This window comes from Crateriforma spongiae, assembly GCF_012290005.1.
GTDB classification, from domain to species: domain Bacteria; phylum Planctomycetota; class Planctomycetia; order Pirellulales; family Pirellulaceae; genus Crateriforma; species Crateriforma spongiae.
Map to the genome: position 1 here is coordinate 482,656 of NZ_JAAXMS010000004.1, position 19,451 is coordinate 502,106.

At 56.9% G+C, this 19,451-nt stretch carries 10 protein-coding genes and 1 tRNA gene; 7 read left to right on the forward strand and 4 right to left on the reverse strand.

The window, feature by feature from the left end:
- The first annotated feature begins 110 nt into the window (after positions 1-110).
- Complete coding sequence (locus tag HFP54_RS13265) at positions 111-1,031, forward strand: SMP-30/gluconolactonase/LRE family protein (RefSeq protein ID WP_168565488.1); 921 nt, start codon at positions 111-113, stop codon at positions 1,029-1,031.
- A 30-nt stretch (positions 1,032-1,061) separates the two neighbouring features.
- On the opposite strand, the gene HFP54_RS13270 is transcribed toward HFP54_RS13265, so the two are convergent.
- On the reverse strand, positions 1,062-4,112 hold the full coding sequence (locus HFP54_RS13270) for a carbohydrate-binding domain-containing protein (RefSeq protein WP_168565489.1): 3,051 nt from the start codon (positions 4,110-4,112) through the stop codon (positions 1,062-1,064).
- Between the two features lie 628 nt (positions 4,113-4,740).
- Here HFP54_RS13270 and HFP54_RS13275 point away from each other — a divergent pair.
- On the forward strand, positions 4,741-12,723 hold the full coding sequence (locus tag HFP54_RS13275; protein WP_168565490.1) for a DUF7619 domain-containing protein: 7,983 nt from the start codon (positions 4,741-4,743) through the stop codon (positions 12,721-12,723).
- A 472-nt stretch (positions 12,724-13,195) separates the two neighbouring features.
- Here HFP54_RS13275 and HFP54_RS13280 read toward each other — a convergent pair whose 3' ends face one another.
- Entirely contained in the window at positions 13,196-13,480 is a 285-nt protein-coding gene (locus HFP54_RS13280) for a hypothetical protein (protein WP_168565491.1), read from the reverse strand.
- 195 nt (positions 13,481-13,675) lie between these two features.
- Here HFP54_RS13280 and HFP54_RS13285 point away from each other — a divergent pair, with 195 nt between their 5' ends.
- The 3 genes from HFP54_RS13285 to HFP54_RS13295 all read left to right on the forward strand — a co-directional run bounded on the left by HFP54_RS13285 (position 13,676) and on the right by HFP54_RS13295 (position 14,854).
- Positions 13,676-14,101, forward strand: coding sequence for a GxxExxY protein (locus HFP54_RS13285; RefSeq protein WP_168565492.1), 426 nt, complete (start codon positions 13,676-13,678; stop codon positions 14,099-14,101).
- A gap of 118 nt (positions 14,102-14,219) precedes the next feature.
- Positions 14,220-14,417, forward strand: coding sequence for a restriction endonuclease subunit S domain-containing protein (locus HFP54_RS13290; protein WP_168565493.1), 198 nt, complete (start codon positions 14,220-14,222; stop codon positions 14,415-14,417).
- A 38-nt stretch (positions 14,418-14,455) separates the two neighbouring features.
- Complete coding sequence (locus HFP54_RS13295) at positions 14,456-14,854, forward strand: hypothetical protein (protein WP_168565494.1); 399 nt, start codon at positions 14,456-14,458, stop codon at positions 14,852-14,854.
- Here the strand turns inward: HFP54_RS13295 and HFP54_RS13300 are convergent.
- Both HFP54_RS13300 and HFP54_RS13305 read right to left on the reverse strand, forming a co-directional pair.
- Positions 14,830-14,901, reverse strand: a tRNA-Gln gene (locus HFP54_RS13300). The two genes, HFP54_RS13295 and HFP54_RS13300, sit on opposite strands and share 25 nt — an antisense overlap.
- Positions 14,902-15,010: 109 nt before the next feature.
- Positions 15,011-15,697, reverse strand: a complete 687-nt coding sequence (locus tag HFP54_RS13305; RefSeq protein WP_146413702.1) for a redox-sensing transcriptional repressor Rex — start codon at positions 15,695-15,697, stop codon at positions 15,011-15,013.
- A 490-nt stretch (positions 15,698-16,187) separates the two neighbouring features.
- Here HFP54_RS13305 and HFP54_RS13310 point away from each other — a divergent pair, with 490 nt between their 5' ends.
- Together HFP54_RS13310 and HFP54_RS13315 are read left to right on the forward strand one after the other, a co-directional pair.
- Complete coding sequence (locus tag HFP54_RS13310; RefSeq protein ID WP_146413701.1) at positions 16,188-17,978, forward strand: hypothetical protein; 1,791 nt, start codon at positions 16,188-16,190, stop codon at positions 17,976-17,978.
- 365 nt (positions 17,979-18,343) lie between these two features.
- The gene (locus HFP54_RS13315) at positions 18,344-19,333 is read left to right on the forward strand and encodes a DUF1573 domain-containing protein (RefSeq protein ID WP_145297803.1); all 990 of its coding nucleotides are present in this window, start codon (positions 18,344-18,346) and stop codon (positions 19,331-19,333) included.
- Positions 19,334-19,451: the final 118 nt, after the last annotated feature.

The window sequence follows — 19,451 nt, forward strand, 5'->3', positions numbered from 1 at the left end:
CTGTCATCGGATATTCAGTAAGATCGTGTGCTCCCACGAGACCGCGAAGCTAAGCCGAAACCGTTTCGCGCAACGACTGAAACATTTTCCCTTTGAGATCAAGAACACTGATGCCATCAACCATACGACTGACGGGAATTCTGATCCTCTTGCCGCTCTTCCCGTTGCTCTCGCACGTGCAAGCACAAGAAACGCAAAGCGACTCCGTCGTTGCTGAGGGCGCGACGCTGAAGCTGATTGGCGACGGTTACAAATTCACCGAGGGACCGACCGCCGATGATGCTGGAAACGTCTACTTCACCGACCAACCGAATGACCGAATCGTTCGGTGGGACGCCAAGACCGGAGAACTTTCGGACTGGCTTTCACCCTGCGGACGCAGCAACGGTCTCTACTTTGTGGCACCGCAAAGCTTGATCGCGTGCGCGGATGAAAACAACGAACTCTGGCGTATCGACTTGAAAACGAAAGAGCACGAGTTGCTGGTCGGCCAGTTTGAAAACCGTCGTTTCTCCGGTCCCAACGATTGTTGGGTCGATCAAGACGGCGCGATCTATTTCACTGACCCGCTTTACAAGCGACCGTACTGGAAGCACTCCATTGCCGACGATCACCCGCGTGGCGTCTATCGGCTTTCAACGGATGGATCGATCACGCAAGTCGCCAGTGACTTGGTCCAACCCAACGGCATCATCGGTGATGCAGAGAAGCGTCATCTATATGTCGCGGATATTGGTGATAAGAAGATGTATCGATATGTGATCAATCCAGACGGCAAGCTGACCGAACGAGAGCTCTTCTGTGCGTCGGGCAGCGATGGTGTGACGCTGGACGTCGATCGTAATCTTTATCTGACCGGCCGTGAGGGGGTTATGGTCTTTGACAAGACTGGGAAGCGAATCGACACCATTGCGGTGCCCAAGGGCTGGACCGCGAACGTGACTTTCGCGGGGCCAAAGTTCGACCAGTTGTTCATCACCGCCGGTGACAGCGTCTTTACGATTCCGATGGCGACGACGGGACTTCGATAGACACGTCGCGGCCATTCGCTTATCGCTCGCTCAGACGGTTTGAAAATTCAAACGTCCGATGCTTCCGGTGATGTCCACGTAGTACGTGAATCCATCGACGCCGGTGTGCATGTCGACGATGAATCCGACGTTACCCGAGACGACTTCGACGCCCAGGAATTCACCGCTGTCGCTGAAAGTCGCCGCTCGCAGGATTTGGTCACCGATGTCGGTGAACAGCAGCGTCCCGGTACCCGAAGCGTTTTGGGGACCGACAAAGTCGCCCATGACGATCGCGCGGGCGCCCTGGCTGTGAAGTCGCGCCCACATGGGTGCGGTCACGTCGGGATTGGTTGCGTAGTAGGCCTGCACCTCAGCCAAGTCACGGTATCGTCCGGTTTGTAGGCTCTCGCCATCGCCGCCTTCGAAAGCCGGCCAACCAAAGTTCTCGCCGCCAACGCCTCGATTGACTTCTTCCCACTGAGTCCATCCGACATCGCCGACGAAGATCTCAGGGTTGCTGGCTGTACCACCCACCGCGAATCGGAACGGATTCCGCAGGCCATACGCAAAGACCTTTGATTCGTTGGCGTCGGGGTCGCCGTTGAAAAGTGGATTGTCGCTGGGGGCTTGGCCGGTGATCGGATCAATGCGAAGGATCTTGCCCGCCAATGAGTCGACATCCAAAGCACGCAGGTTGATCGGGTCGACACGACCAAAGGAACCGCCGTCCCCGCTAGCGGCATACAACATGCCGTCGGGACCGAATTCCAGTTCCCCAATCGTGTGACTGGTTTCATCCGCCGGGATGCAGTCTTCGATCGGGTTGCCGCCGGCGTCGACGCAACTGTGTGGACCCTCCAGTCCCACTCTGGAATCTGGATCACCGATGTTGTCGAAAGTGCTGTTGTTGCCGACCAATACAACGTTGGTCGCTGGGTCAGCCGTTAGGACCCCGTTGTTTTCCGTGACGGTGAAGCGCGAGATGCGGGAGACGCGTGATCCGTTTCCGTCGACGCCGCCCAAACCACCACCGGTGATCTCTGGCGGATCGTAGGTGTACGACGCATAGATGTATGGATTGTTGGCCAGATCCGGATGGACGGCGAAACCGATCATTCCGCGATCTTTGGTGCCAGAGTTGACGATCGATCGAATGTCTAGCACGGGCGTCGACTGAACCGATCCATCTGGATTGACCAAGCGAACGACACCATCTTGTTCGGCAACCAGAAAGCGGCCATCGGCCAGTTGTTCCACCTCAATCGGTGTATCAAATCCCGCGGCTAGTTGGCTGGTCACGTACTGTCCATTGGACAGCGGCACAGACGGTACATCGGCACCATCGATCAGGGTGGCCACCTCCGCAGCGGTCAGAGCGCGGTTGTAAATCCGCACGTCGTCGACAGCACCGGAAAAGTAATTGTCGACACGTCCAATGTTGACGCGTGTTTCAGCGGTCGGTGTGCGTCCGGCGTACTGATCGGTCGAGTAAACCTCCGCGGAATTCACGTAGACTCGATAGTTCGTACCGTCGAAAGTCGTCGCGACATGGTTCCACTCATTCAGCGTCAAGACTTCTCCGGTACTCAAACTGTTCCAGTTGCTTCCGTCACCAAAGCCGGCATGCACTTGTGTGTCATTCTGAACCCAGATCCCCGGATACCGCCCGGCGACTCCGCCACTGCCTTGGAAGCCAAGAACGCCCTGATACGTGCGTCCCGTTGCGGTGGGACGAACCCAAACGGACTGCGTGAACTGACCGTCGCTGAGATCCAGCGACGGATCACCTGCGATGCTGACGAAATCGTTGTCGCCGTCGAACAGCAGTGCACCGGCATTGGCGGAATCAAAATTGACGCCGTTTGCGGTGGGACCGGCGGGCGCGGCAATGTTCGTATGCGTTCCCGAGTTGCCGTTGCCCGAGGAGTCGGCCACGTTTTGACCGATCGCCGATTCATCCAGTCGCCAGTGGCCGACCAGCCCGAGTCCAGATTCATCGTCGACGATGGTCACGATTGCGGTTCGCGGTTCGGCCAGTTCTGCACCCTCGCTTCGGAACAGCGACACACTGAACGACTCGACGCTTTCGAATTCTTCGTCGTTGATCAGATCGACGGTGATGAATGCGGACGATTGACCATCAGCAAAATCGACTCGTCCAGAATCGGTGCCGACAAAATCGCTGCCCGATTCGGCTTCGACGCCAAAGGTTTGATAGAAGACTGATGCCGGACCATCGGTTCCATCAAACCGGTCGATCCCAATTTGTGCCGTACCGTCGGACTCATTGACGGTCACCTGCGTGACAGCCAAACCAACGAAGCCGGCCTGCACGTCGTCGCTTGCGTATTGAAAATAACCGTCGGTGTGCAACGTTTCGTTTTGACGGTTGCCAGGGACGATGCCGTCAGAGGGCAACCAAGTGCCGGTTGAGAAAACACTCGGATCTTCGGTCTCGTACGTCACACCGTCGATTTGAATGTTGTCGACGCGCAGGTTGTAATCGATGCCGACATCCGGTTCGTAGCGATCATTGGTGAACGCGACGCGGACTTGGTCGGCCGAAACGGTCTGTGCCGCCACGAATGAATAGGTCTGTGTCGTCGTGCCGACGTCCCAGTTGGCAACGGTTTCCCCATCGATCAACAGCGACATGTTCTCGTTGCCCGTGCTGCCGTCAGCGGTGACGACAATCAGCGATCCGGTGGGATTGCCGGCCAGATCGTACTGAAAGAAGCCGTCGGCGTGCAGGTATTCGCTTTGCCGGTTACCCGGCGTGATTCCATCCTCGGCCAGCCAAGTTCCCGTTGAAAAGACGTTGGGTGATTCCGTTTCATAGCCAACCCCGTCAACCTCGATACGGTCGACTCGAACGTTTCGGTCGATGCCAAGCTGAGGCTCATAGACATCGTTGATGAATTCGATCCGGATCTGCGAAGGCGTCGAGGCACCGGTGTCGGCGTCCAGCCGAACGAACTGTCCGCTGTCGGCGCCGCTGCCCAAGTCGCTGTAAGTGCCCACCAGTTCATCGTCGGCGTACAGACGGATGGTTTCGTCGCCCGTCGTGCCGGCGGCTAGCACTGAGATCGCCGACAGCATGTGCCTTTCCTCCAGCGGACCGCACGTCCAAGGCTGGGCTTGGTGCGATGATTGACGGCGCTGGCGGAATCGGTTTGGGACGAGTCTTTTGAGAGCGGCGAACATGGCGCGGGAGCAAGAAGGGGCACTGACGGGCTATCTGAGTCCCCGAGTCTCTTTGCGGCGCGCCGATTTTACAAGCTTCAATTCGGCACCTGATCGGACTTGCCCGGGTATCGCGACGTCCGTCCCGAACAAAAGAGGCCGGCCCTCTCGCAAGCAAGCGGGCGGCTATCAATCACAGCAGACCGAAAACGCAGCATCAAAAGGCGGTTGCGATTCCGCACCCACCAAGATCGACGATGTGATACATGCCGCGGCCTGGGTCGCCTGTTTTGGTGATTCGTGGATGTGCGAGCACCGCGATCGGACTGGTTTTGCGTGTCGCTGGACGTAGGAAATGCTTTCGCTGGCGCATGGGCATAAGTAAACTTTTGCCCTGAAAGATGACGCAAAATGCGTCGCGATTTGGGACGAGAAGTGCTTCGCAGAACGCGCCATCGAGTTGCGATGAATGTTTCTGCTGCCTCAATAAATCTGTAGCCTCGCTACAACGTTTCGCTCAGCTTGCTTTAACAACTGGTTCATAATGTTGATTGATCGGTCCAAGCAGCGCAATAGCCGTAGGCGTCGTCTGGCTTTGGAAAAGCTGGATGCGCGTCGTGTTCTGGCCGCTTTTCTTTGGAGCAGCGATGGGGACGGGGCCTGGTCGGATGCCGGTAATTGGCAGGTCACCGAAGGGACATCGGTCACCGGTGTTCCCGGGTCGGGCGATACGGTGGTCATCGATCGTCCCGGGGCCGATCCGGTGATCACGATCGATTCGGTGACCACGGTGGATGAAATCGTTACGGCGGAGACGCTGGCCGTGACCAACAAATTGACCGTCAATCGAACGCTGGATGTTGCCGGTACGCTGCGATGGTCCAACGGCGACCTGTTCACCAACGGATTGTCGATCGAACCCGAAGGACGCTTTGAAATCACTGGGACGCCTGGATCGCTGTCGTCGAGCATCCGCAACGAAGGGACCGTGGATCAATCGGTATCGTTCGTACGGACGGCGCGGTCCATCGTGATCGAAAACGCCGCCAGCGGAACCTGGACAACGACCAGCAGTTTGGCCAGCGAAGCGGGCTTCGCGATGACGTTCAATAACCGTGGGGTATTTGAGAAGACCGGTGACGCCAACGCCTTCTTTCCCAATACCAGCAGTAAATTCACGCACTTTGAAGGCAGCCAGATAGTCGTCAACGGCGGAACCCTGTCGCTGCCGACCTCGGGCACGGGCAGCGAACCGTCGACCGGTGCAACGTTCAACGTGGCGGCGGGCGCGACCTTGGATTTGCTGGAGGGAATCGGGCACTACACGGGCACTTACACCGGAGTCGGAGACGGGCGAGTTGAGATCGCGAGCGGTGCATCGTTTCAAACCGGTTTCTCACCGACGCTTTTTGACTTTCCCGAGGACATGCTGCACTGGACCGGTGGGCTGGTTCAAGCCGACAACGGCACCATCGAAAACCAGGGGTTCATGCATTGGTCGGGCGATGATGGGGCTCGCAGCCTGCGCGGGCGGATGTTCGTCAACTCTGGAAAGATCGTCCACGAAGGAAGCAGCGAAAGCTTGTTGGATGCCGGTGGCCAGGGAACGCTGCTGACCAATGCGTCCGGCGCGGTGATTCAACTTCGTGACACCGGATCGCTTGTCGGCGGCACGCTTGCCAACGAAGGCGTGATTGAATCGACCGGCGACACGACCGAACTGAATTCGGCGCTCTTGGCCGAAGAAGGCAGCCGCGTCGAAGTAAGTTCGGGCACGTTGCGTCTTACCGGAGGTGGATCGTTCGCGTCGACGGAACTGATGGTCGCGAATGCCGCGGAACTGGTTTTCGACGCGTCAGCTTTTCATGACCCCGTGATCCTTCGTGATGGGGCGGTCGTTTCGGGTTCGGGCGATGGCAAAATCGAGTTTCGTAATGGACGATTTGATTCCACATCGAATAGCGCCGCGATCGATTTTCAACCCGGTTTGTTCCAGTGGTCCGGCGGTGAGTTCGTGCGCGACATCCGAAACTTGGGTGAAGTCACCGTCATCACAACTGACTCGCCTGATGCGGGACCGCTCGAGATCGACAACACGTTCACCAACGAGGGCGTCGTCATTCAATCGGCCGGAACGGTCATCACGGTTACCGGCGGCATCGTGAACCCGTCGGGTTCGCAGTGGCAACTAGTCGACGATGCGTCGCTGGCGGGCGTCGGCTTGGTGATTCCCACGTTCCAAAACGCGGGGCTGTTACACAAGACCGGCGGTGGGACGTCGCGAATCGAAGAACTGGGAGTCGCACTGCAACACTTGGGTGGAACCGTTCGCGTCGACGGAGGAACGTTGCGAGCGAATCACTCCAGCAGCTTTGTCAGTAGCGATGCCCAGTTAGAGATCGCTACCGGTGCGACCTTCATTGCGTCAGGTTATCTGGTGTCATCTGGCACGCTGACGGGAACGGGCGGTGGCGAAGTCATCATCGAAGGGCGACTGAGCGGAGATGGCCGAGATTTCACGTTGGACTTCCCCGAAGGCATGCTGACGCTCGGGACGTTGGGCGAGCAGCTGATGGGAGGTGTCATCACCAACGCCGGATTCATGACAATCGATTCACCCGACTTCATTCGTTCGGCCGCCACGTTGGTGAACGAAGGAACGATTGTGCAAGCGGCGGGGACTCAGTTGCAGTTTGGAAATTTGGTCACCGTCATTAATGAAGGCGACTGGATTGTCGAAGACAGCGGTTTGATCCAGCTTGCCAGTGCTCGTGGGTCCGGTGCCGGATTGTTCAACTTCGGACGGATCGAAAAACGTGGCGATGGAGTCCTTCGTATCGAAGAGATCGTGTCCAACCCGCGATTGATCAATGCCGGCCGAATCTCGGTGCTTGGCGGAACGTTGGAAATCGATGCCGATGCGGTTGGCCTCAATGGGAACCCGAACGTATTGCGGGGCGGGATCTGGGAAGTCGCGGATTCGGCGACGCTGAAGTTCTACGACAATTCGCAGGACGAGCTTGATGTCCCGGTTAAGATCAACGAGGCGGACATTCGGCTGCTTGGAACGCAAGCGACGTTTGATTCCATCAACGAGTTGAATACCAACGCGGGCGTGTTGGAACTGCGTGGAAGCCGAACACTCGATTTGCCGGGCGACTTACAAAATGGCGACCAAACAGCGCGGGTCACACCTCGTTCGCTGATCAAAACGTTTGGCGGCACGCTGGTGGGACTAGCGAAAGCGGCCGACGGTACGGTGATCACTCATGGCCGCAGCGAAAGTAACGAATCCGGCCAGGGAATCTTTCGACGGTTCAGCGAAACGAGCATCGGCTTTCAGGTCGGCGATCCAATTGTGGCACCCGGATCGAGGGTGACCACCAGCGGCCTGGACGTGACCGAATCCGAAATGGTTCTATCGGGCACCACGATTCCTGCCGGGTCACTGTTGTACGTTGGTTTTGGCGAAGGCGACCAATCAGAAACACCGGTCGTCTATGCCATCGATCTTGCCAATGGAAATGTGCTCGCGTCACTGTCGCTCGGCACGCTTGATCGTGACCATTCCGGTATCGCGTATCATCCGGTCCGTGAAAGCCTGTTCTTGCTTGGCCGCGACGGTCAGATTCGCGAGATCGATCCTGACGATGGATCCGTGCTTGCTGAGTTTCCGGCCAGACCAACCGGTGGTCCGTTCTTCAGTGTCGACTTTGGCGGAATCGATGTCATCGAGTCGACGGGCGAGTTGCTGATTGCGGCGGAAAACAATGCTCGGCTGCGAATGATGACGGCCACCGGAACGTTCATTCAAGATGTTGATCTGCAACGCACCGGCGTTTCACTTGGTCGAGTATCGGATGTTTCGATCGATTCTGATACCGGCGAAATACTGATCGGTGATACCAGTGGGTCTATCTATCGATTGTCGCCGATCGTTGACCAAACCGTCGGAACACTTCGCTTGGACGGTGACGTCGACGTTCGCGTCGCGGGTGATTTTGAAACGATCGGAACGGTTCAGCTTTCCGTTGGCGATCGGCCTGCCAGCGGAGACTTTGCAACGATCGTTGCCGATGGTGCCGTGACGATTGACGGCGACTTGCAGATTTACGCATCGACAACGTTGGCATCGGAGGTCGGCGATTCGTATCGCGTGATCTCCGGGGACACGCTTTCGGGTGAATTCGATAACTTGATCGCAACCGACTTTGAAACGATCGTCGACGACCAAGCCGTGTTCGCGTTCTTCCAGCGTGCTCCTCGAGTGGATTTGGTGCCTTCGTTCATCAGTGGCCCCGCCAACGTCATCTCAGGCGACGAGATCGAGGTTCAGTGGACGATCGGAAACTTTGGCAGCGATCCCGCCGTCGGTCCGTGGTTCGATGAATTCTCGTTGTTCAAAGAAGAAGTCACGACCGCTAACGGGATTATGATCGAACCGGCCACCGAAACGATCATCGGTGGAGTGCGAGTCGGCGAAGGCGTCGAGCTTGCACCAGGCCAGTCGATCACGTTTGACGCCGTGCTGCGGGTTCCGGGATTGCTGCCCGGTGACTATCAACTGGTGGTCGAAACCAATCGTCAAAGTGATGTGTTGGAGGCGGATGGCAAGTTCAACAACAGCCTGACCGACGACGCCTCTATCTCAGTCGACTTGCCGGAACTTTCAGTCAACGGAACGGGGGTATCGTCGCAGTTCGCTGGCGAGGACCAACCGCTGTGGTTCAAGGTTGCGGTCGACGCCGCGGCCAGCGTGGGCATCGAGTTAAACGTCGACGCCGATGAAGGCACTGATTTGTCGTCGGTCGTCAACGAGCTGTTTGTGGCTCGCGGGGCGATCGCTGACCGATTCAATTTTGATCAGCAGCAAGCCGAGCGCGGCGCGGCCAACGTCACCTTGGCGGTTGCGTCTCAGGCGGATTCGTCCTTCGTGTATGTCACCGCGTTTCCAGCGTCGTTCGATCCGCAGTTTGCGTCGATCTCGATTTCCGCCGTCACATTGCCCGCCAGCGTCAACTCGGTCACGCCCGACGCGGTCGGTAATGATGGTACGGTAACGGTCACTGTCGCGGGCGACCGTTTGGCCAGCGACCTGGAGTATCGCTTGGTGCGAGACGGATCACAGGCGCTGTCGCCGATTCAGATGCGACAAGACGGCACGACCGAAGTCACGTTGGTATTCGAGTTCGACAACGTCGCTGAAGGCGCTTATCGCCTGGAAGCATTGCTGGACAGCGAAGTCGTCACGCAGCTTGACGATGCGGTCGTGATTGAATCGAACCGCTTGGAAGACGTTCGCATTGATTTGCTGGGCAGCAGCCGAGTCCGCAGCGGACGCACCGTTCGCTACACGGTGAACTACACCAACGATTCCAATGTCGACCGGACGCTTCCGTTCATCACCGCGCAGGTCAGCGGCGGTGGAACGCTGCGGCCGACGATTGGCAGCGTTAGCAGCGAGCGGTTGGTGATGCTGGCTCCGCCGGTCGTCCCTGGTTCGTCAAAGATCCCGGCCGGCGGGCAGGGACAGATTCAATTCTTTTACAACGTGCCGCTGGACGAAGGCGATTTTGATATCAGCGTCTGGGCCGATTCGATCGACGATCCCGACTTCGCCGCCACGCCGCTACCGTGGGACCAGTACGCGGTCACGCTGCGTCCAGAAACCGCGCTCGATGATGGTTGGAACAATTTCATTGCCGAGGAACGCGCTCGCTACGGAGAGACGTTTGAAAGCCTGTTCGGTTTTCTCGAAAACCAGATCCGCGATTTTGGCCAAGACGGGTACGAAGAGATTTTGTTCGTCAACGGCCAGTGGCAATTCGAAACCCCCGAGCGTCCACGGGGACCAATTCGGCTTCGCAGTGTCGATAGTGACTTCGATGACATTCAACTTCTGACCGCCGCAGTCTTCGACATTACCACAGAACGATTGCCGGTCGCCTTTTCTGAAGCCGAAGGTGAGAGCGGCGGCGATGGCAACCAAGAGGTCTATGCAGTTATCGTTGGCGACCCAGACTTTGATCTTCCAGGCTCTGTGGAGGACGCTCGACAGTGGGAACATTTCTTTACGAAAACACTAAATATTCCCGGACGATCGGAAGAAGGTGCGCGAGTCTTTGGCAGTGGTTCAGCATTTGAGACCGACGACGGCGAGCGTGATCTAACCGCTGGTGGTTTCCTACGGAACCTCGAAACGGCCCAAGCAGCCGCTGATGATGACGACCTACTATTCGTCGTTTACTCGGGCCACGGCAACGGATGCCGAATCAACGAGGATGGGACGCTCGACCCGGAATCCGGTAGCCTGCGATTCAACGATCGAGCGATTAACGGGTCCGAACTGCAGCAAAAACTGCAAAGCAATACACGAACCGTCGCTGTCTTCGATTCATGCTACAGCGGAGCGTTAATCGCACAGCTATCGGGTGACAACCTCACAACGATTTCTGCGACAGATTACTACCAGGTCGCACAGGACTCTCCTAGCTTCAGTAGCCAGTTGACGCCGCTGTTAAGCAATAATCCGAATATGAGCCTTGAACAGGCCGTCGCATCTGCCGCGAAAGCGCAGCGAAACGCGTACACGCAGGATGTGTCCGCTAGAGGGGCTCGGTTGATTCGTGAAAGTGACGCTTTTCAAAAGGCGCTACGTGGCGAAGGCATCGTGCGAAATGTTCCCATCGCCGACGTCATCGCAAAGGCACAAAAATTACGCGGTGATGCAACTGGCATTGACACCAGCGGAGATGGCGTCGTGGACTCCTTTGCGGTGGACCTGAACGCTGATGGCGTACCCGAAGCTGTCATCCCTGATTACAACGGCGACGGAAAACTGCGTCAGAACGACTTCGGCCGCGGAGAGTCTGTGGACGTCGAAGCTTTGACCGTCGCTCAAAGACAGCAGTACGAGGTGTATCAAGAGTTTGAAGACATTCAAAAAGGTTATCGAAGCGCGCTTCGGTTTCCCTTGCAAGATCCCGTGATTTCCGGCCAGTTAGATGATCTTTCCATTGATCAAGTCGATTCCAAAGGCAGTGGCGGCGCGACAACAACCGTCGGCGATGATCAAACGACAAAGCCTGAAAAAGGAAAAGTGCGAGGCGAGCGTGGTCGGTCGTTTGACCCTAATGAGAAAGTTGGACCCGCGGGATTCGGCGAACAAGGCTTCCTGCGAAACGGCATGCAACTGCCCTACACGATCTTCTTCGAGAATGATCCCGAGAAGGCGACCTTGCCGGCTCAAGAAGTCTTCATCACCGAAGTCTTAGACGAAGATTTCGACCTGACCACGTTCGAGCTCGGTGACATGATGGTCGGTGATCGTCTGATCGAAGTTCCGTCCGACCGAACTGCTTGGTCGACCGAGTTTCCGCTAGAAGATCCCGAGTTTGACCTAATCCTTTCGATCGAAGCCGAACTCGACTTCCCGACTCGAACCGTCACCTGGACCTTCGCAACGATCGATTCCGAAACCGGACTGCTGACCGCCGAGTTCGATGCCGGATTCCTGCCGGTCAACGATGAAACCGGGCGAGGTGAAGGACAAGTCAACTATTCGATTCGCCCCAAAGCCGATCTGGCCACCGGCACTGAGTTGACCGGCAGTGCGGAAATCGTCTTTGATGTCAACGATCCGCTGATCACCAACAGCACTCTGAATACGATCGACATCGACCCGCCACAGGCGACCGTCGACCAGTTACCCGAAACGTCGTTGTCGTTGTTCAAGGTTTCCTGGGACGGTATCGACGTTGATGGTTCGGGGATCGCAAACTACGACGTCTTCGTCGCGACCGATGACGGTCCTTTCGAGCAATGGCTTGACGGCGTCAGTGGAACGAGTCGTTTCTTCCGCGGCGAGGTCGGAAGCGAGTATGCGTTCTACGCAACGGCCACTGACAATGTTGGTCTCCGCGAATTGGCAACACCGGCGGTGGAAGCGACCACTCGCGTGGTTGCTAGCCCGTGGACCAACCCGACAAATCGCTATGATGTCAATGCGCGCGACGGCGTGACGGCGGCGGATGCTCTGGGCGTCATTAACGAGTTGTTGCGGCGGTCGTACAGCGATCCTGAGACATCGGTTTTGCCGTCGACAACACCCGACGGGTTTTCGGGTCCGTTTCTGGACGTGAACCAGGACGGTCAGGCAACCGCACTTGATGCTCTGCAAGTGATCAACTTTTTGATCCGTCGATCGCAAACGGGCGAACCCGAATCGCCGTCCACGTTGAATGCATCGATGCCTGCTCCGACGGCAACGTCCGTGGATCAGCTTAATTCAATAGAAGAACTGACACTGGACGTTCATGATGACCTGGCAACCAAAAGTTTGGGCACCAGTTCTAATCTTGACTCCGACCCATCGGTGTCGACCAGCCATGACGACTGGGACGTGGGGCTGTTGAGTGTCTTGGCGACCCCAAGCCCTAGCGATGCAGTGTCTGGTCCGTCAACGACGGAGTTGTTGGAAGACGAGAAACTGCTGGGTGAATGGCCGATCGACCAAAACAGCAGATAAGACTTCCGACTGAATGTGACCTGCAACCGAAAAACTGAGCCACTGGAAGTGAGAAAATCGGGTTCGAATTTGGCCATCATTTTGAAGAAGATGATGACCATGAAGAAGTCCCGTTTTACGAACGAGCAGATCGCATTTGCGCTCAAGCAGGCCGAGGTCAGATACGCTTGCGCAGATTTGCTAGATACCGCTCCGCCAGACTGCCGGTTACTCGTTGCGAGCTCTACCCTATAGACATCTATCGCCAGTGCGAACCAGGCTGGCCAAGTCATCAACGCTGCCGTGCTCCTTCGCGGCCTGAATCGCTTTGACAATTGCATCGCTGCTTCTACGGGCTTGTAATGTCGCCGGCGTAGGTAGAGCTCCACCGGCCAGTGCCCCAGTAGCGACCGCCGCCGAATTGTTGTCGCCGTTTGACATATCCAGTACATCCAGTAGCCAAAAAAAAGCCGACGTAGTTGTCGGCCCCTGCCTACTGGCAAGCTTTTTTAAGTTTCTTGTCCAGCCTGCGTTTTGTTGCGTCGCTTCGGTTTTTTTCAGCTTCGTCAAGCTTTTTGTACTGGCGATCAATCAGAAAGCCATCAAAAAACACAGCCACAATGCTCCCTAAAACAAGCGCAATACAAACGACAACCGTAACGCAGACGTTGATTAATTTGTCCAACAAGTAACTAACTCCTAGTCGATGGGTGGTGGTCAACATGGCTTCACCCTCGGCGATCTGTTCGGGCTTACGTCGCTTTCGTGCTTGTTTCATCTCGAGAGTCTCCTTTGCCGTTATTGGCCGGTACACTTTCATAACTCATGGACCAGTTTTTGGGGAGCACGCCAAGTGAACTCGCCGCCGGGATTAGTTCTAGTGGAGAGGGCTCACGCGAAGGCGCTAAGACGCGAAGTTAAGAAGATCCCAGCAACATCCTTAGCGAGCTTCGCGGCTTCGCGTGAGAATCACATGAACGAAAACGAATTTGGAAAAGTAGTCGTCGATTGTGCATTTCAAGTCCACAAGGCACTCGGACCAGGTCTGCTGGAGTCGGTCTACGAAGTGGCATTGCTTCACGACATACGCAAACGCGGACTGAATGCCGAGAGGCAGGTTCCGATTCCAGTTCAATACGACGGAGTTCAGTTTGAGGAAGGATTCCGAGCTGACATCATCGTCGAAGGACTCGTCATTCTCGAACTGAAGTCTGTTGAATCCGTTCACAAAGTCCACAAGAAGCAACTGCTCACTTACCTTCGTCTCGCCGATAAACGCCTCGGGTATCTCATCAACTTTGGTGAGGAGCTAATCAAAGACGGTATTTCACGAGTTGCAAATGGCGTGGATGACTGGGGCACGCGAAGACGCGAAGCCGCTAAGGATGGAAGGTCATGAGTAAGAAACTTCGCGTCTTAGCGCCTTCGCGTGAGCCCTTCCCGAAAACCGCCTCCGCATTCAAACCGAAACGTATTGATCTCACGCGAAGGCGCGAAGCCGCGAAGGAGGAGAGATCATGACTAAGAATCTTCGCGACTTAGCGCCTTCGCGTGAGAACTTCACTCATCGCACCGAACAAAAGCGGATCGTGTCGAAGGTGTCGGTCCTTTTGTCGCAGCTCGACGAGTTGTCCGCGCGATTGCGCTGCCGCCAGTCCACCACCGACGCCCTCCTCACCGCCCTCATCCATCAAATCTTGGAGGGCACCAAGTGACAACAAAGCGAAACAACCAAATCACAGGCAACGTCGGCATGTACTACGCCTGTTACCAACGTCAACAAACGCCAAGGGAGCCGAAGCTGATGCGAAACCTGCGGGCAACCCGGGAAGCCGAACTGCTGGCCCACTATCCGGCGAAAGATGTTTGCAGCTGGCTGGGCAGCAGCCCAAATGTGGCGAACAAGCACGACGCCATGACGATGCAGGCGTCGTTTGACCGTGCCGTGGCAGCAGACGCTGGCATCACAGGGGTGACTTGTGGGGTGCCTAGAAAAGTACCTCTGAAAGTACCCCAGACCATGCCAGAAAAGCCGGCCCAAAATCGAGACACGAAAAAAGCCGATCAAGAAAACCCCGCAAAAAACTGGGGATGTCTTCAATCGGCTTTGGCTGGCTTATCGATCAGCTACCCCGCTAGGACTCGAACCTAGAATGACTGAACCAAAATCAGTAGTGTTGCCGATTACACCACGGGGTAGGACGGAGCAGAGTGTAGCAGTCGATGTGGATTTGCTAAAGAGCACCTGCGGCATTGCGACCCAGATTTTTGCCCCCAACGGCCGTCGCTTTGCGTCCAAAATTTTGGGTCATCGATTGGCGTGAACGGCGAAGGCCAGTCGTTGCAGTTCGCGGGCCAGGTCGACGTTGATCACCGCCACCGACGACGGCAATTTGATCGTCATCGGCGTGAAATTCAAGATGCCGGTGACTCCGACACCCACCAATTTCGACGCGACCTCCGGGGCGGCATCGACGGGGACCGCCAGGATTCCCAGATCGGGCTGGATCGACGCGCACACGCCTTCGAGCATGTTGAAGTCGGCGACCCGGATCCCGCCCAGCTTGCGGCCGATTTTCGCCGGATCGATGTCGAAGGCGACCGCCAGGTGAAACCCCAATTGGTCGAAGCCGCGGTATCGCAGCAGGGCGTCGCCCAGCGATCCGACGCCCACCAGGATGACCTTCCACCGGACGCCGCTGCCCAGCAACATGCCGATGCGATCGGCCAAATCGGCAACGTCGTAACCCACCCCGCGGCGGCCCACGCTGCCCAGTGAACTGAGGTCACGTCGAACGACCGCGGGCGAAACGTCGACCAGTTTGCCCATTTCGCGGCTGTTGATCGACGTCGTTCCACCGGCCAGGACGCGGTGCAATTCGCGGTGGTACAGGGACAGGCGTCCGACGGCGGCGCGTGGCAGATCGGCGGCGATCTGCCGGAGGACTTCGGGTGACGGATCGTCGTCGCATGAATCGTTGGCCGCATCATTCATGCCGCCATTGTGTCACGAATGGGGCGAATCCGCACGAGTCAAGTCGGCAAAACCGCCGCCCTTTTGGGGGACACCAATGTCCAAATATCGTGGGCAGGTGGGATAAATCCCCTCGGGAAACCCCTTGGCTTATCCGCTGACCCGCACAACCGGTACAACCCGAAGCTTTGTCAGCAAAGGCCGACCCAAACGTCCCAAATTGCCTCGGTGGTGCGGTTTGCGTGGGCAACGTTTTCAACGTGGTCGATGTAGTCACTGCATCGGAACCAGTTTCGTTAGGGCATGGATTTTCCCTCAGCCCGATAGTTCTCCCAGGCCGCACTTCGTACCAGCGGACTACAGCACGGGGGAGCCGGCGAGGCGACTCGAGAGTATCGAGCGCCGGGGCCGCGAAATTCCGATTCAGACGCCGCGATCCGAGCAAGTTGCTCGGCGGCGTTCACGCTACGTCCTAGCGACACTCGCGTTGTTTCCTGTGGAGAAGTTAAAGATGAAAAGGCTGTGGTTGTTGCCTGCCTTGACGATGATCAGCATCGTCTCGGGCGCAAATTCCGCGAGCGCCGCTTATTGTGGCGCAATCAGCTATGAAGGCTGTAGCGGATGTGGTGGTTCGGTTGTCGAAGGTGGTGCGGTTGCCGATGGCGCCGTGGTTGCTGACGGCGGCGCGGCTGCCGGTGGTTCGTACACCGTGATGCGATCGGTTCAAGAAACCGTTTACGAGCAAGTCCAAGAGACTCGCTATCGCACGCGGACCGAAACGTACTACGAAGACAAGGAAGTTCAAGCGACTCGGATGGTCCAAGAACAACGGACCAAAGACGTCAATTACACCGTGATGGTGCCGACGTACGAAACCAAAACTCGTACGATCAACTACACGGTCAACAAGCCGGTGTACGAACAACACCAGCGCGTCATCAACTACACGGTCAAAAAGCCCGTGTACGAGACCAAGACTCGCACGATCAATTACACCGTGATGAAGCCCGTTTACGAGCAACATCAAAAGGTGATCAACTACACGGTCAAAAAGCCCGTGTACGAAACCAAGACTCGTACGATCAACTACACGGTCATGAAGCCCGTGCACGAGACTCGCACGAAGACCATCAACTACACCGTGATGGTCCCGACGTACGAAACCAAGACTCGTACGATCAACTACACGGTTTACAACACCGTGAAGGAAAACAAGGTTCGCACCGAGACGTACAGCGTCATGGTTCCGCAAACCTACACCAAGACGATCACCGTGAACACGGGATCGTGGGAAACCCAAACCGAAACCATCCCGGGTCCGGTCCAACGCCGCGTCGTTCGCGAACCCGGCACTTGGTCGTACGATCCTTGCAGCTGCAAGTGCGTCTACACCCCCGGTGAATGCCGCGTCGAGTGCGTGCAATGCCCGCCGAAGACGATCTGCAAGAAGGTCTGGGTCCCGAGCTGCGAGCAGCGTGAAGTGACCTGCACGAAGTACGTCAAGGAATGCCGCACCCGCGAAATTCCTTACACCGTGTGCCGCAAGGTTCCGGAATGCCGTACCAAGGTTTGCGAATACAAAGTTTGCAAGATGGTTCCCGAATGCCGCACCAAGACCTGCAACTACACCGTTTGCAAGATGGTCCCCGAGTGCCGCACGAAGACCTGCAACTACACCGTTTGCAGCTACGTTTGCGAGCAACGTCAAAAGGTTTGCAACTACACGACCTGCAAGATGGTCCCCGAGTGCCGAACCAAGACCTGCACCTACAAAGTTTGCAACTACGTTTGCGAACAACGTCAAAAGGTTTGCAACTACACGACCTGCAAGATGGTCCCCGAGTGCCGCACCAAGACCTGCACCTACAAGGTTTGCAAGATGGTCCCCGAGTGCCGCACCAAGCAAGTTTGCTACACCGTTTGCCGTCCTGAGTGCTACACGAAGATCGTCAAGGTCGCCAAGTGCCGTAAGGTTTGCGAACCTTACACCGTCACCAAGTGCGTGCCGCGAGTCGTGTGCAAGCAAGTCCCGGTCACCGTTTGCTGCCCCGCTCCGACCTGCTGCGGTTCGTCCGTCAGCAGCGCCAGCGACATGGGTGCATGCGGATGTGGCGACAGCAGCTGCGGTGGCGGCTGTGGCGCCGCTGCCGACTGCGGCTGCGACGCCGGTTGCGGTTGTGCCGCTCCGGCTCCCGCTTGCTGCCCGGCCAAGAAGAGCTGCATCGAAGGCCTGCTGAACAAGCTGTTCGGTGGCCGTAGCTGCAACAGCTGCTGCGACGTCGCTCCGGCTTGCGGATGCTAATCCGGAAGTTGGAAGTTTCGCCTTCGCGGCGAAGCAACCAAAATTAGGACGTTAGCTACGACGGCGGGTCGAGTCTTCGAAAGAAGATTCGATCCGCCTTTTTTCGTTGGTTCACCCGGCGATCCTGCCAAGCCGTGACACGCGGCGGCGATGCGTGAAGCAGCAAAAAACTTGACCCGCCCGGCCAGAGCGTTAACCTTACCCTTGGAGTGGTGCAAGGAGGGGCCCCTGTTGGTGCGGTCTGTGATGCTGGTGGTGGTTTCATTTTGCCACTTTCGGCCCTTTTTTTGCTCTCTTTCCCAATTTCACACTTCCGCCGCCCTACAGTTGGGTGTCAACAAGATCCATTCGCTCGGGGAATCACCATGAATTGCGGGCCTTTCACCTGTCTACTTTCCGTCGCCGCGGCGGCCGTCGTTTTCACCAGCCAAGCCGCCGCCAATTGGACGGACCAAGCATTTCAGGTGAAATCGCACAACTTCGGGACCGTCGCCGTCGGGGCGAAGACCGAATTTCGGTTTCCGATTTACAACCCGCTGAACCAGCCGATCCATATTCAAACGGTTCGTGCCAGCTGTGGTTGCACCACGCCGATCGTCGAGACGCCGTACATCGAACCCGGTCAATCGGGATCCATCTTGGCTCGGTTCAATACGCCGACCTTCCGTGGAAAGAAAGGTGCCACGCTGACGGTCGTGATTGACAAACCGTATTACACCGAAGTCCGTTTGCGTGTGGACGGTTACATCCGCAGCGATATGGTCTTCCACCCGGGCGAAATCGATTTCGGCATGATCAACCGTGGTGATTCGGTGGACCAGTCGACTCGCGTTCTGTACGCCGGACGTGGCGATTGGCAAATCGTCGACGTCCGCAGCAGCCAGCCGTGGATCCAAGCCAGCAAAGAAGAAGTCAAACGCAGCGGCGGATCGGTCGAATACAAAATCAACGTCGCGATTCGCGAAGACGCACCGATCGGGTTCTTCCAAAACGAAGTCGTTGTGACGACGAACGACCGTTCCATGCCGCGAGTCCCGCTGATCGTCAGCGGACGTGTCGACGCCGCGTTGACGATCGCCCCGCAGTCATTGGCGCTGGGACAACTGAAGATCGGTCAAGCCGTTGAGGAACGTTTGGTGATCCGCGGCCAGGAACCATTCACGATCGACGCGATCGAATGTGAAGGATGGGACATCGCTTTCGAACCCATCACGCAAGCCAAGAAGATGCACATCTTCACGGTCAAGTTCACCCCAACCGAATCTGCGACGTCTCAAAAACAGACGGTTGTTATCAAAACCGGTGGTGACAAACCGGTGACCGCCAAGGCGATGTTGACTGCCGACGTTCAATAACGACGCGTTCGCCGAGAGAATGCATACGGTGATCAAGACGATCGGTCAGCCAAACGTCACCTGACGATCCAATCGCCAAGCAAAGCCTTAGACATTTACAGCAAAAAGCCGAGTCAGT

Bases quoted from the DNA above. Each gene is read 5' to 3' on its own strand.
- HFP54_RS13265 (WP_168565488.1), top strand. From the start codon at position 111: ATGCCATCAACCATACGACTGACGGGAATTCTGATCCTCTTGCCGCTC.
- HFP54_RS13270 (WP_168565489.1), bottom strand. From the start codon at position 4,112: ATGCTGTCGGCGATCTCAGTGCTAGCCGCCGGCACGACGGGCGACGAA.
- HFP54_RS13275 (WP_168565490.1), top strand. From the start codon at position 4,741: ATGTTGATTGATCGGTCCAAGCAGCGCAATAGCCGTAGGCGTCGTCTG.
- HFP54_RS13280 (WP_168565491.1), bottom strand. From the start codon at position 13,480: ATGAAACAAGCACGAAAGCGACGTAAGCCCGAACAGATCGCCGAGGGT.
- HFP54_RS13285 (WP_168565492.1), top strand. From the start codon at position 13,676: ATGAACGAAAACGAATTTGGAAAAGTAGTCGTCGATTGTGCATTTCAA.
- HFP54_RS13290 (WP_168565493.1), top strand. From the start codon at position 14,220: ATGACTAAGAATCTTCGCGACTTAGCGCCTTCGCGTGAGAACTTCACT.
- HFP54_RS13295 (WP_168565494.1), top strand. From the start codon at position 14,456: ATGTACTACGCCTGTTACCAACGTCAACAAACGCCAAGGGAGCCGAAG.
- HFP54_RS13305 (WP_146413702.1), bottom strand. From the start codon at position 15,697: ATGAATGATGCGGCCAACGATTCATGCGACGACGATCCGTCACCCGAA.
- HFP54_RS13310 (WP_146413701.1), top strand. From the start codon at position 16,188: ATGAAAAGGCTGTGGTTGTTGCCTGCCTTGACGATGATCAGCATCGTC.
- HFP54_RS13315 (WP_145297803.1), top strand. From the start codon at position 18,344: ATGAATTGCGGGCCTTTCACCTGTCTACTTTCCGTCGCCGCGGCGGCC.